Annotated in this window: 13 protein-coding genes and 1 pseudogene; 9 read left to right on the top strand and 5 right to left on the bottom strand. The window is 70.2% G+C overall.

Annotated features, from left to right (window positions below; translation table 11 throughout):
* The first annotated feature begins 34 nt into the window (after positions 1–34).
* The 3 genes from M2283_RS29075 to M2283_RS29065 are packed head-to-tail and all read left to right on the top strand — an operon-like array spanning position 35 to position 3733.
* The gene (locus M2283_RS29075; RefSeq protein ID WP_280879375.1) at positions 35–922 is read left to right on the top strand and encodes a hypothetical protein; all 888 of its coding nucleotides are present in this window, start codon (positions 35–37) and stop codon (positions 920–922) included.
* A 37-nt stretch (positions 923–959) separates the two neighbouring features.
* Positions 960–1595: a TetR family transcriptional regulator gene (locus tag M2283_RS29070; protein ID WP_280879374.1), complete on the top strand. Its 636-nt coding sequence runs from the start codon at positions 960–962 to the stop codon at positions 1593–1595.
* Positions 1596–1636: 41 nt separating this feature from the next.
* Entirely contained in the window at positions 1637–3733 is a 2097-nt protein-coding gene (locus tag M2283_RS29065; RefSeq protein WP_280879373.1) for a HelD family protein, read from the top strand.
* A 53-nt stretch (positions 3734–3786) separates the two neighbouring features.
* On the opposite strand, the gene M2283_RS29060 is transcribed toward M2283_RS29065, so the two are convergent.
* The gene (locus tag M2283_RS29060; protein ID WP_280879372.1) at positions 3787–4683 is read right to left on the bottom strand and encodes a nitroreductase/quinone reductase family protein; all 897 of its coding nucleotides are present in this window, start codon (positions 4681–4683) and stop codon (positions 3787–3789) included.
* Between the two features lie 204 nt (positions 4684–4887).
* Here M2283_RS29060 and M2283_RS29055 point away from each other — a divergent pair, with 204 nt between their 5' ends.
* From M2283_RS29055 to M2283_RS29040, 4 genes are all read left to right on the top strand, one after another.
* Positions 4888–5511 (top strand): RraA family protein, encoded by a 624-nt coding sequence (locus tag M2283_RS29055; protein WP_280879371.1) that lies wholly within the window; start codon positions 4888–4890, stop codon positions 5509–5511.
* A 179-nt stretch (positions 5512–5690) separates the two neighbouring features.
* On the top strand, positions 5691–6185 hold the full coding sequence (locus tag M2283_RS29050) for an HAD domain-containing protein (protein WP_280879370.1): 495 nt from the start codon (positions 5691–5693) through the stop codon (positions 6183–6185).
* An 88-nt stretch (positions 6186–6273) separates the two neighbouring features.
* Complete coding sequence (rox, locus tag M2283_RS29045; RefSeq protein WP_280879369.1) at positions 6274–7764, top strand: rifampin monooxygenase; 1491 nt, start codon at positions 6274–6276, stop codon at positions 7762–7764.
* Positions 7761–8300: a hypothetical protein gene (locus M2283_RS29040; RefSeq protein ID WP_280879368.1), complete on the top strand. Its 540-nt coding sequence runs from the start codon at positions 7761–7763 to the stop codon at positions 8298–8300. The genes rox and M2283_RS29040 overlap by 4 nt, the downstream gene beginning before the upstream one ends.
* 90 nt (positions 8301–8390) lie before the next feature.
* Here M2283_RS29040 and M2283_RS29035 read toward each other — a convergent pair whose 3' ends face one another.
* Positions 8391–9062 carry a DUF4097 family beta strand repeat-containing protein gene (locus tag M2283_RS29035; protein ID WP_280879367.1) on the bottom strand — a complete coding sequence of 224 codons (672 nt, stop codon included), beginning with the start codon at positions 9060–9062 and terminating at the stop codon, positions 8391–8393.
* A 243-nt stretch (positions 9063–9305) separates the two neighbouring features.
* Here M2283_RS29035 and M2283_RS29030 point away from each other — a divergent pair, with 243 nt between their 5' ends.
* Positions 9306–10043: a helix-turn-helix domain-containing protein gene (locus tag M2283_RS29030; protein WP_280879366.1), complete on the top strand. Its 738-nt coding sequence runs from the start codon at positions 9306–9308 to the stop codon at positions 10041–10043.
* 2 nt (positions 10044–10045) lie between these two features.
* Here the strand turns inward: M2283_RS29030 and M2283_RS29025 are convergent, their stop codons facing one another.
* From M2283_RS29025 to M2283_RS29015, 3 genes and pseudogenes are all read right to left on the bottom strand, one after another.
* Positions 10046–10900 (bottom strand): GNAT family N-acetyltransferase, encoded by an 855-nt coding sequence (locus M2283_RS29025; RefSeq protein WP_280879365.1) that lies wholly within the window; start codon positions 10898–10900, stop codon positions 10046–10048.
* Positions 10901–10928: 28 nt separating this feature from the next.
* Positions 10929–11123 (bottom strand): annotated as a pseudogene (locus M2283_RS29020) (ATP-binding protein); the annotation flags it as partial.
* 255 nt (positions 11124–11378) lie between these two features.
* Entirely contained in the window at positions 11379–12071 is a 693-nt protein-coding gene (locus M2283_RS29015; protein WP_280879364.1) for a TetR/AcrR family transcriptional regulator, read from the bottom strand.
* Positions 12072–12124: 53 nt separating this feature from the next.
* Between M2283_RS29015 and M2283_RS29010 the strand changes: the two genes are divergently transcribed.
* Positions 12125–13243, top strand: a complete 1119-nt coding sequence (locus tag M2283_RS29010) for an FAD-dependent oxidoreductase (protein WP_280879363.1) — start codon at positions 12125–12127, stop codon at positions 13241–13243.
* The last annotated feature ends 51 nt before the right edge of the window (positions 13244–13294 follow it).

Raw genomic sequence — 13294 nt, 5'->3', positions numbered from 1 at the left:
GTGCCCAGGACACGCCGACGGGGGAGGGGTGCGCATGGCCGAGCGGGGGAACAGGCAGGCCGAGAACGGCTTAGGTCGGCACCTGAGGCGCTACCAGGAACGGTTCGAATCCGTCGTAACGAGGTTTCTGCTGCTCGGGATCTTCGTCACGGGACTGACCGCGCAGTTCGTCAAGCCGGTCGGCGACGCCCTAGAGGGAAAGGCCTATCTGGGCGGGGCGTTACTCAGCCTCGTCGGCTACGTGCTGTACGACCAGGTGAAGGAGTTGGTCTCGTCCATCCGGGTGCCGACACGTGCTCTCGTGAACTCCAGCCAACTGGGCAGCTTCGTCAGCGAGGCATTCCAGGCACGCAGAGTGGAGATCAGCTTTCTCGGCTATACGGGCGAGACTCTGTATCACACCCTGTACCACCAACTCGAAGGCCTCTTCGACGACCCGGGACCAACCCGGCGGGTGTTGATCCGGATGCTGGTACCGGATTTCGGGCAGCCGATGATCGTGCCCGCCAGGGTCGGTGATGACGGTGGTCCGACGGATGATCCCGACTTCCGCAAGCGGGTGGAGCAGCGCTGCCGTGAGTACGACGGCATCCTTTCGGAACTCGCGGAGCGGCTCACTGCGACCAGCCGGGTGTCTGTGGAGTGCGAGTACCGCTTCTACCCCGGTATCCCGCGCGACAAGATCTGCATCTTCAACCGGGAGCAGGTCCTGCAGGGCCTCTACGACCTCTCGGCGCGCACGCGACTGATCCACATGGGCCCGGAGTTCTACGATCCGAAGGGCTATCGGACCGACCTCAACGTCTGGTCCCGGGAGGGGACCGCTGCCGCGGGAGAGGCCGTCACCATCTGGAACAAGCACTTCGACGACCTCTGGGCGCTCGCGAAGGTGCCCGAGTGGCGGCGAGGAACGGCTGCCTGACCCATGCAGGATCGGACGGCTGGTTAGGCTCCCACCCATGACCACCCCCGGCCTCCGCGAACGCAAAAAACAGCGGATGTACCAAGACGTCTCCGACATCGCCATCCGCATGTTCATGGAGAAGGGCTTCGACGCCGTCTCCGTCGCCGAGGTCGCCGCCGCGGCCGGGATCTCGAAACCGACGTTGTTCCGCTACTTCCCGGCGAAGGAAGACCTCGTCCTGCACCGGATCGCCGATCATCAGGACGAGGCCGCGCGGGTGGTCGTCGAGGCGGAGGACGTGCCGATCCGCGCGTTGCGGCGGCACTTTCTCGACGGGCTCGCGCGGTGCGACCCCGTCACCGGGCTGAATGAGCATCCGAACGTGCTCGCATTTCACTCCCTCCTCTACGGGACTCCCGCCCTGGTCGCCCGCGTGTACGGCTACCAGGAGCAGGCGGAGGACACGCTCGCCGAGGCGCTCGGCGGCGGGCTGGACGCGCGGCTTGCGGCTGGGCAGATCGTTGCCGTGCGGCGGATTCTCGCGATGGAGAACTGGCGGCGGATCGCCGACGGGGAGCGCGTGGAGGACGTGCGGGCGGATGCGGTTGCCGCGGCGGAGCGGGCGTTCGGGCTGCTCGCGGCCGGGTTGCCGCACTTCAGCCAGGATGAGACCGAGACTGAGACTGGGTAAAATTTATAACTCGGTTACGTTTTTTTGGGTACGGTCGTCCCATGACGTCAGCCCACCCCACCGACCCCGCCCGAGCCGCTCACTCCGCCCTCAAAGAATCCCTCCACCGCGAACGCGCCCACCACGACCGCTGCCGTACCGCCTTCGACGCCATGGTCGCCGGCGCCCAGGAACACGTCGTCACCGGCGAGGACGTCTCCGCCTCCGGTGCCGATGCCGAGGTGCTCGGCTATCAGCTGCGCAGCAAGGCCAAGGAGTTGGGGGAACTTCCGCAAGGGCCGTTGTTCTTCGGACGGTTGGACTTCGCCCACGGCGCTGATGCCCACAGCACTGATGCAGCCCGGCAGCGGCATCACATCGGCCAGCGTTACTACATCGGCCGACTGCGCATCTCCGAACACCCCGCCGCCCCACCCCTCGTCGTCGACTGGCGCGCCCCCGTCTCCCGTGCCTTCTACCAGTCGAGCGCCCGCGATCCGCAGGGCGTCGAGGTGCGGCGGCGTTTCGGATGGGCGCCGGGGAGCAAGGGTGACTCGGTCGACCTCACCGGGATGGAGGACGAGCGGCTGGGGCGGGGAGAGTCGGGTACCGGACACATGCTCGCCCGCGAGATCGAACGGCCCCGCGTCGGGCCCATGCGGGACATCGCCGCGACCATCCAGCCCGAACAGGACGATCTCGTACGCGGGGACATCGGGTTGTCGGTGTGCGTGCAGGGCGCCCCCGGCACCGGCAAGACCGCCGTCGGGCTCCACCGGGCCGCCTATCTCCTCTACACCCACGCCCAGCGCATCCGCCGCGCCGGCCTCCTCATCCTCGGCCCCAACCGCACCTTCCTCTCCTACATCTCCGAGGTGCTCCCGGCCCTCGGCGAGACCGGCGTACGCCAGTCGACCCTGGGGGAGGAGATCGCCCGCCATCCTGTGCGGGGGACCGACAGCGAGCGGGCCGCCGTCGTCAAGCACGATGCCCGGATGGCGGAGGTGCTGCGCCGCACGCTGTACGCCCATGTCTCCGGAGATGTGGTCAACTCCCTTGCCATTCCGGACGGTTCGTATCAGTGGCGGGTGGGCGCCGGTGAACTCGCGCGGATCGTCGAAGGGGTGCGGGCCGAGGAACCGCCTTACGGGATCGGGCGGGAGCGGGTGCGGTCGCGGGTCGTGCGGAGTGTGCAGTTGCAGGCCGAGCGGCGGAGCGGGCCGCGGTCGGGTGCGTGGGTGCAGAAGATCTCGCGGGCGCGGGCGGTCTCCGCGTACGTCGATGCCGTGTGGCCTCGGGTGCGGCCCGAGGAGGTCGTCGCCCAACTTCTCGGCGAGCAGGAGGTGTTGAGCGTGGCGGCCGACGGGTTGCTGGATGCCGACGAGCAGGAGGCCGTGCTGTGGGAGCGGCCACCGCGGTCGTGGAAGTCGGCGCGCTGGTCGGCCGCCGATCTCGTCCTGCTCGACGAGGTGGCCGGGCTCGTCGAACACCCCGAGGGATACGGCCATATCGTCGTCGACGAGGCGCAGGACCTCTCCCCGATGGAGTGCCGGGCCATCGCACGGCGCGCGTCCTTCGGTTCGCTCACCGTCCTCGGCGACCTGGCGCAGGGCACCACGCCCTGGGCGGCGCGCTCCTGGGACACCTCCCTGCGGCACCTGGGCAAGCCTGACGCGGCCGTCGTACCGCTGACCATCGGCTTCCGCGTGCCCGAAGCCGTCGTCACCCTGGCCAACCGGCTGCTGACCCGGCTCGACGTCGACGTGGCGCCGGGCAAGTCCCTTCGCCGGGACGGGGAGTTGAGGGTGCGCGAGGTCGGGGACGGCGGAGATGTGGCGGGGGTGGTCGTGACCGCCGTACGCGATGCGCTTGGGCGGGAAGGGTCGGTCGGGGTCGTCGCCGCGGATGCGGACGTGGAGTGGGTGCGGGGTGCGCTCGGTGCGGCCGGGGTCGGGGTGGGTGGGATGGATGAGCTGCGGGCCCGGGTGACCGTCGTACCGGCTTCTCTCGTCAAGGGGTTGGAGTACGACCATGTCGTCGCCGTCGAGCCGGCGGCGATCGCGGAGGCGGAGGCGCGGGGGTTGCACCGGCTGTATGTCGTGCTGACCCGGGCGGTGTCGCGGCTGGAGGTGGTGCACGGGCGGCCGTTGCCGTTCTGAGGACGGGACACCGTTCTCAGGAAGGGGCAGGATTGCAACGGCCGCCCGGTGGTTCAGGCTGCCGAACCGTCGAGGATCGGGATCAACTCCCCTTCCTCGTAATCCAGGTGGGCTTCGAGCGCGAGCGTCAGTCGCTCCACCTCGGCGCGCGCCGTGCCCGGGGCCCCGGTCTCGGCGGCAAGGGTTCGGCGCAACTCCTCTACGAGCGTGGCGATCTGCTCGTGTTCCTCGCGCAGTCGCGCGATGGCCGGCGCCGTCTCGGGGTGGCGGTCGGCCACGAACGGGAAGAGGGCCTGGTCCTCGCCGGTGTGGTGGTTGTGCAGGCCCTGGCAGAAGGTCAGGCAGTTGACGCGTAGTTGGGCGCCGAGGGCGCCCCCGCCGTCGGCCTTGCTCATCTCCTCGCGGATCAGGGCGAGTTCGCGGCGGAAGGCGTCGTGGACCACCTTGATCGCCTCGCCGATCGGGGACGCGTTGATGTTCCCCGGGCCGGACTGCGTGGTGTTGTAGAGGGCGACCACCGGGATCAGGCGATCGGTCTTCTTCTGGTACGCCGCCCAGCCCGGGTCGGCCTCCACCGCTCGCGCCCAGGCGCGGTCCCGTTCCTCGCCGTCCAGTACGACGGCTTGCGCCTCGTACGTGAACACCCCGCTCTCGACGGTGACTTGGGGGTCGGCGAGGAGGTTGCGGTACCAGTCCGGGTGCCGGGGTGAGCCGCCGGCCGAGGCGATGACCAGGACGCGTTCGCCGCCGTCGGGGAGGTAGCCGACGGGGGTGGTGCGGCGGGTGCCGGTGCGGGCGCCGGTGGTGGTCAGCAGGAGCAGGCGGGCGCCCTCGAAGTAGCCGCCGACACGGCCGCGGTTGGCGCGGAACTCGTCGATGACCTGCTTGTTGAAGTCGTTGACACCGTTGGAGGTGGCGACGGCATTGGATTCGCTGTTGGCGTCGGGCAAGTCTTCTCTCTCTTCTCTTTCTCTGTCGCTGGATTCCGGAGGTGCTCCGGTGTGTTCCGTTGGTGTTCCGGTGATGCGGAACGCGAAGAGAAAGAGACGGCGGGCCTCTGACCCGCCCCGGCCTCACTCAGAGGCCGGGTACCCGACTCGCTCACGGCTCAAGGCCGACCCGGCAGTCATGGGAGGGACGGTAGCGTCCGGTGCATGACTGACGCCACCGGTTTCCAGCGCATTCCCACCACCACCCTCGGCGAACTCCTCGACCGCGACCGGATCATGGACTTCGGCATCCGGCCGTTGTGGGGGCCGGTCGGGCGGGTGGCCGGACCCGCGTACACCGTGCGCTGCGCACCCGGCGACAACCTGATGCTCCACACGGCCATCTACCGCGCCGAGCCCGGCTCGGTGATCGTCGTGGAGTCCGGCGACCTCGACTGGGCGCTGGCCGGCGGCAACGTCTGCGCGATCGCCCAGCGCCGGGGCGTCGCGGCCTTCGTCCTGGACGGGCTGATCCGCGACCTCGCCGAGGTGCGGGAGGCGCGGTTCCCGGTGTTCGCGCGGGGTGTCATCCCGATCCCGGGCGCCAAGGCGGCCGTAGCACCGCTGGGCGAGCCGGTGACCTGCGGTGGGGTGCGGGTCGAGGCCGGCGATGTGATCGTGGCCGACGAGGAGGGCGTGGTGGCGGTGCCGGCCGCACGGCGGGCCGAGGTGCTGGACGCGGCCCTGGCCAAGCTGGCGAAGGAGGCCGACGGGACGCTGGACGACTGGGAGGCGGCGCATCGGGCTCGGGTCGAGAAGATCTTGGCGGAGCGGGGATTCGAGGGCTGACGGGCGAGAGGGGGAGGGGGAGAGAGCGGGAGCTGACGGGCGAGGGTCCGAGGGCTGATCGGCCGGAGCCCAGCCCGTCCGTCGTATCCGCCCCGCGGTACACGTGCCGTCTGCCGCCGTGGTCGCCATAGTCGCCGTACCGCTTTCGCCGACCCCCCTCCTGGTCGATCCTGTTATTGATGCTTCTCTTCCTCGACGTCGACGGAACGTTGCTCCCGTTCGGCGCGGCCGGGGCCTATCCGGCGTACGCGCCGCGCTTCGAGGTGCCGGGGGTGCGGGACTCGCATCCACTGCTGAGCCGTGTGGATCCGGCGCTCGGGGCTCGACTGGCTGCGCTGGACTGCGAGTTGGTGTGGGCCACGACCTGGATGGATGACGCGAACGTCTGCCTCGCGCCGTGGCTCGGTCTGCCCCAACTGCCGTTGGTGGACTGGCCGGACGAGGAGGAGTTCCCGGCGCCGCTGCACTGGAAGACGCGGCCCCTGGTGGACTGGGCGGCCGGGCGGCCCTTCGTCTGGGTCGACGACGAGATCACCGACGCGGACCGGGCCTGGGTCGCCGGCCACCATCCCGAACGGGCCCTGCTGCACCGCGTCGACCACCGGCGCGGGCTCACCGACGCGGACTTCAGCGTGCTGGAGGAGTGGATCGGAGCGAGTCGGGCCAGGCGGTGAGGTGGGCGCGCTGCGCAAATCGCTGAGTTGCGATGATCGTCCGCTGCCCTCGACGTAAGGGCAATCGTGTTGAACGCAGGGGGATTTCATGATCGACGTGATCGTGGTCGGTGGCGGACCGACGGGCTTGATGCTGGCCTGTGAGTTGCGGCTGCACGGCGTGCGGGTGGTCGTGCTGGAGAAGCTGACCGAGCGGACCGGGGAGTCCCGCGGGCAGGGTCTGCACGCGCGCAGCGTCGAGATCATGGATCAGCGCGGCCTCCTCGACCGGTTCCTCGCGGTCAGCAGGAAGTTCCAGGCGGGCGGGCTCTTCGGCGGCATCGTGAAGCCGTGGCCGGACCGCCTGGACACGGCGCACCCGTTCGGCGTCGCCACCCCTCAGCCGCTCACCGAACGGCTCCTCGAAGAACGCGCCCTCGAACTCGGTGCGGAGATCCGGCGGGGCTGTGAGGTGGTCGGGCTGAGCCAGTCCGGGGACGGGGACGGGGACGGGGATGCAGAAGCGGCCGGTGCGACTGTCGAGTTGGCGGACGGTACGCACCTCCGCTCGCGCTACCTCGTCGGCTGCGACGGCGGCCGAAGTGCCGTGCGCAAGCTGCTCGGTGTCGGGTTTCCCGGTGAACCCGCCAAGGTCGAGACGCTGTTGGGGGTGATGGAGGCGACCGCGGATCCGGAGACGATCACCACCGTCGTCGCGGAAGTCCACAAGACCCAACTGCGGTACGGCCTCGCGCCCGTCGAGAACGGGGCGTACCGCGTCGTCGTGCCCGCCGACGGGGTGGCCGAGGACCGTGCGAACCCGCCGACCCTCGGCGAGTTCAAGAAGCAGTTGCGGGCGTTCGGGGGCACCGACTTCGGCGTGCACTCACCGCAGTGGCTGTCCCGGTTCGGCGACGCCACCCGGCTGGCCGAGCGCTACCGGGTCGGCCGGGTGCTGCTGGCCGGCGACGCGGCGCACATCCACCCGCCGACCGGCGGACAGGGCCTCAACCTCGGTGTCCAGGGCGCCTTCAACCTCGGCTGGAAACTGGCCGCCGAGGTCAACGGCTGGGCCCCGGAAGGGCTGTTGGACAGCTACCACACCGAACGGCACCCGGTGGCGGCCCGCGTCCTGGACAACACCCGTGCGCAGATCACCATGTTGGGATCCGAACCGGGTCCGACCGCGCTGCGCGAGCTGTTCTCCAAGCTGATGGACTTCGAGGAGGTGAACCGGTACATCACCGGGATCATCACCGCCGTCGACGTCCGCTACGACCTCGGCGAGGGCCATGAACTGCTCGGCCGGCGCATGCGGGACGTGGAGTTGAAGCACGGACGCCTCTACTCACTCATGCACGAGGGACGCGGCCTGCTCCTCGACCAGACCGGCGAGCTCTCGGTGGAGGGCTGGGCGGACCGGGTCGACCACGTCGTCGACGTGAGCGAGGAACTCGACGCGCCTGCCGTGCTGTTGAGGCCGGACGGCCATGTGGCGTGGGCCGGCGAGGACCAGGGGGAGCTGCTCGGGCAGCTGCCGAGGTGGTTCGGCCCCGGTGAGCGGTCGGTGCGCCCGGTGAGCGGCTGGAGCGGCCAGTGAGCGGCTGGTGGGCCTACCTGGAGGAGCGGACCCGCCAGGAGGTCGACGCGAACGTCCTGTGCGACCGCCGGCTGCTCGCGGTCAAGGCCGTGTGGGAGGCGTTGCGGCCACTGGGGTTGGGACTGATCGAGGCGGAGCGGGTGGTGCATGGTCGCTACGAGTTTCTCGGCGACCGCGTGCGGCGTGCGCAGCCCGATCCGCTCGATGTCGCCTCGCTGGCGGCGCGTGCGGCCGCGCACCCGGGGCGGGTGGCCGCGATCGAGGCTCTTTGGGACGGCGACACCGTCCACGACTGGTTCGTGGTCCTGGTCGCGATCCTGAACAACCCGTCCGGGCCTTCTGGGGAAGGGCACTTGGCGACCGTGTACCACCGCCCTGATGGGACCTCGCCAGGCACCGCAGCCGCCGAGGCGGGACACGCCCTGGCCCAACACCTCGGTGTGCCCTTCCACTTCGCTTCCCCGGACGTCCCGGACGACGAGGCGCCGCGGTGGCGGGCGGTCCAGGGACGGGCCGGGGTGCCTGACCAGGGCTGAGCCGGACGCACCCGGAAGGGGCCGTAGGGCGGGCCTCTTCCGGGTGCGTCGCGTCCATGCGGGCCGGCAACCTCACCTCACCGCACCTGCTCAGAGGCTGCGGGCGGTGATGTCGCCGTACGCGGTGGTCGCGTGGATCTCCAGGCCGGCGCCGGCGCCGTCGGCGTTCTGGAGGGAGTTGTGGATCCGGCCGTAGCTGGTGCCCGCGTCGAGGGAGGCGGAGACGCCCCGGGCGGCGCCGACCGAGATCTCGCCCTTCTCGGTGCGCAGCACGACCGTGCCGCGCACGGCCTCGGCGAGGTGGAGGTCGCCCTTCTGCGTGCTGATCTCCGCGGGACCGCCCAGCCGGCCGACCGAGATGTCACCGGCGAGGAGGGTGAGGCGCGCGCTCGCGGCCTCGTCCAGCTTGACCGTGCCCTGCGCGCTCTCGAACACGACATCGCCGAGCCGTCCGACGCCCCGGAACTCGGCGCTGGCCGCCTTCGCCTCCATACGGGAGCCGGCGGGCAGTTGGACGGTCACCTCGGCGGATCCGGACGAGCCGAGGACCCGGTTCTTCGCCGGTGCGGCCTCGATCCGCAGCACGCCATCGTCGTATGCGACCGTGATCTGTTCCGCCGCCTTCACGTCACGGCTCTTGGAGGGGTCCGCGGGCAGGACCTCGACCGTGGTGTCGGCCCGGTCGGCGGCGATGAACCGGATGAGTCCCGCGGGGATGTCGAGGACGGCGGAGATCGGGGCGGTGGTGTCGAACTTCTGCATCGTGCGCTCCTTGGATTCCTTGTTTCCGATGAGAGAAACGCTACGTTGCATTCACTGGTCTGGCAACGAACTTGTTGCGCATGATTTGCATCTCTGCAGGTTAAAGCTGCTATTTCATTGCAATGGAATGAAGTCGAATGCAACGTCGCTCACTCCATCCGTTGCAATGAAATGAAAGCGAACGCTACGCTCGCGGCACCGTCGCACCGCACGGCACCGTATGTACGCACGAAGGAGGCCGTGATGCCGGGAGGCAGGCTCACTCAGCAGGAGCGTCAGCAGATCGCGCTGGGGCTGGCCGACGGGCTTGCCTACGCCGAGATCGCCAGGGGCCTCGACCGGCCGACCTCGACGGTCACGCGCGAGGTGATGCGCAACGGCGGCCCCACCGCCTACCGCGCGGACCTCGCCCACCGCGCCACCGAACACCGCGCCCACCGCCGCAAGCCGGCCGCGCCCCGGAGCGCGCAGACGCCCCCGCAGCCGCACGGGCGGGACGCGGAGGCGGTGCGCGAGTACGAGGAGGTGTTCACCACCGTCCTCATGCAGTCGGGCCTGTCCAACCCGATGACGGCCCGCGTGATGACCTGCCTCTACACCACCGACGCGGGCAGCCTCACCGCGTCCGAACTCGTCCAGCGCCTCCAGGTCAGCCCGGCATCCATCTCCAAGGCGATCGCGTTCCTGGAGAGCCAGGGCCTGGTCCGCAGGGAACGCGACGAACGGCGGCGCGAGCGCTACTTCGTCGACGACGACGTCTGGTACGACTCGATGATGGCCAGCGCCCGGTCCACCGCCCAACTCGTCGGCACCGCACGGCAGGGCGTCGCCGTCCTCGGCCCGGGCACCCCGGCCGCCGTCCGCCTCGAAAACATCGCCCGCTTCCTCGACTTCGTCTCCGAGAACCTCACGCGTGCGGCGGAGCAGGCCCGCGACATCCTCTACGCGAAGCCTGAAACGCCCCCGATCGAGAAGTCGTAGATCTAGAAGTCGTACGCCGCCCATTCGGTGAGCGTGCGATAACCGAGGCGCTGGTAAAGGGCGTTGCTGGTCGGGTTGGCGACGTCCGCGAACAGGACGACATCTTTCGCGCCCGCGGCCAGCGCGGCCCGGCTCACCTCGGCCGACACGGCGCCCGCGTAGCCGTGGCCGCGCAGGTGGGCCGGGGTGTAGACGACGTCCACCTGGATCTGGCCGCCGATCACCGGGTTCATGCCCGCGACGGAGACGGGGGTGCCGTCCGGGGTCTCCCAGAGGGTGTAGCGCTTGTCGGCGTAGCGGGTGTCGGCCCAGGTGTCGGCGTTGATGGAGACGTCCTCGCCGACGGCCCTCGCGAACTCGCCGCACCAGTACATGACTTCGTCCAGATCCTGCTCGCCCAGCACGCGAGCCCGGCCGGCCGGCAGCGGCTCCGGCGGGGTGAGTGTGCCGAGGCCGTACAGACGAACCTGTGTGGCACGGATCGTCGGCGTCGCCCCGGTGTGCCGCTGCCATGCCTCGGCGAAAGCGGTGGCCGTGTCCTGGCCCGAGCTGACGGAGCGCAGGGAGTGCCCGAGGTCGGCCAGGCGGGCGGCGAGGGAGTCGGCCTGCTCGGGCGTGAGCGGGGAGGGGCCGAGCGAACCGGGCGGGAGGCGGTAGAAGGTGGCCTGCACCTCGCCCGCCTCCTCCAGTACGCCGAAGAGGGGTGCGCCCGCGAACGCCTCCGCCCCACGCTTTCGTACCCTCTCCGCCCAGGTCAGCTGCATGACGTGCAGGCCGGGGTGCGAGCGCAGGAAGTCTCCGGCGCGGGCGAGGAAGTCGTCGACGTCTTCGGTGAGGTACCAGTCATCCGGTCGCATGCGTCATCACTCCCCAGAGCGGAGGACCTCAATTCTTGACGGCCTCCGCAATCTGCAACGCGGCCTCGGCAGGCGTCAGATACGTGGTGTCGACGACCTCGGCCTCACCGTGCAACCACGTGCGGGCCGCCTCGGCGTACGGCTCCAGGTATCGGAGACGGAACGAGGAGTCGGGGCCGACGACGGTGTCGCCCGCGATGCGCCCGCGAAGGGTCTCCTGGTCGTCCCGCCAGCCGACCTCGAAGCCGTCTGCGTGTGACGGCTTCGCCCCCTCCAGCACACCCAGCCCCATGTATCCACTCTGCAGACCTGCAGGGACTGGGCAGCTCGAATGGGACCAAACCCCTCGTCCGGGTGGTTACGCAGTCCGGCGCGATCCCCCGTCGCTGGCCCGTGTCATGAAGTGGTGGTGGCGCAAGCCCCGCACGGCCCGTGGATTCCGACCCCGACCTCGCTCACATTCGGCAGGAGCCGAGCGTCACGTCGGTGGCCGGGTCAGTTTGGCGGCCACGGCGTCGAGGACCCAGTCCAGGCCGGTTGCGAAGGATGTCTCGGCGTCCACGTCCGTGCCGTCGTACACGGCCTTGGTCAGCGCAGGGAAGCGGCCCGTGGCCAGCATTCTCGTCAGATGCGGGCCGGAGGCGCGCTGCCAGTCGTGCTTGGACAGGCCCGTGGCGCGCTCGGCCCGCAGGTTCGCGATTTCGCGCCGGATCGCGCCGGTGGAGTAGGCGCTGACGGTCTCCACGGCGCGCATGACGGTGTCGATGTCGGCGAGGCCGTCGAGGGCGGCCAACGTGGCCTCGGCCACGGCGAGGCCGTTCGGGCCCAGGACCGGGCGGCCGCCGAGCAGGTCGGCCAGCCATTCGTGACGGAGAGCGGCCTGCCTGGTGCGGTGGGCGAGGATGCGCAGCGCCTCCCGCCCGTCGCCGGGCTGCTCCTCGGGGAGAATCTCGGCCTGGACCTCGTCCACCATGAGGTCGAACAGCTCCTCCTTGGTGGAGATGTATCCGTACAGCCGCATCGGGCCGGCGTCCAGGCGGGCCGCGACCTTGCGCACGGACACCGCCTCCAGCCCGCCCTCGTCGGCCAGTGCGATGGCGGCGGCGACAATCCGCTCCCGGTCGAGCGGCACGGGGCGAGTCGGCGGCTCCGGCCGGTCCCAGACAGTCATGCTCACACCGTACCGTTGCGATGCACCGTATACGAGCAATACAGTGTATCGGCATGAGACATCGCATCGCAGTGGTCGGGAGCGGCCCTGCCGGCCTTACCTTCGCCCGTGTCCTGCACCGTCATGGCCACCCCGTCACCGTCCTCGAACGCGATCCCGCCCCCGACGCCCGCCCCCCGGGCGGCACGCTGGACCTGCACGAAGGGCTGGGCCAGCTCGCGCTGGACAAGGCGGGGCTACGGGCGGAGTTCGAGGTACTGTCCCGGCCCGAGGGGCAGGCCATGCGCATCCTGGACACCGACGGGACCGTGCTGCGCGACTGGCAACCCCGTCCGGACGACCGGGCCAATCCCGAGATCGACCGCGGACAACTCCGTGACCTGCTGCTCGGTCCTCTCGACATCCAGTGGGGGCAGGGCGTGACGGAGGTGGTGCCGGGGGCCCGGGACGGCGTACGGGTCCATTTCGCGGACGGACGGCAAGAGACGTTCGACCTCGTGGTCGGCGCGGACGGCGCCTGGTCCCGGGTCCGCCCGGCCGTCTCGTCGGTGACGCCGCACTACACCGGCGTCACCTCGGTCGAGACCTCCCTCGACGACGTCGACATCCGCCACCCTGACCTCGCCCGGTTGATCGGCGACGGTTCAGTGGCTGTGTACGGTGTGAACCGAAGCCTCGTCGCCCAGCGCAACAGCGGTGGCCACGTGAAGGTGTACACCAAATTCCGTGCGCCGCTGGAGTGGCACACGAACCTGGACCTGGCCGACGTCGAGGCCGTGCGATCGAGCCTGCTGGCTCTGTTCGACGGCTGGGCCGCTCCCGTCCTCGACCTCCTTCGCCACGGCACCGCTTTCGTCCACCGCCCCTTCTACGTCCTGCCCGTGTCCCACACCTGGACCCACGTCCCCGGGGTGACGCTGCTGGGCGACGCCGCCCATCTGATGCCCCCGTTGGGGGTGGGCGCGAACCTCGCGATGCTGGAAGGCGCCGAGCTCGCCGAGTCCATCGCCACCGGCCCTGAAGATCTGGACGAGGCCGTCCGGGCCTTCGAGGTGCAGATGTGGGCGCGGGCCGGCAGGTGGGCGAAGATCACGACGGCCGGTCTGGAACGCCTCGTGAGCCCGGACCCCGCCGAAGCCCTCGCCCTCTTCGACCAGGTCCAGCCATCCTGACCGCCAAGCGCGAGAGCACCAGCACCAACGGCTCGCCGCGGATTCACGGGA

The sequence above is a fragment of the Streptomyces pseudovenezuelae genome (assembly GCF_029892565.1).
In the GTDB taxonomy this organism is placed as follows: Bacteria; Actinomycetota; Actinomycetes; order Streptomycetales; family Streptomycetaceae; genus Streptomyces; species Streptomyces pseudovenezuelae_A.
Note: the sequence above shows the minus strand (reverse complement) of the source record. Positions and strands in the feature narration are given on the sequence as shown.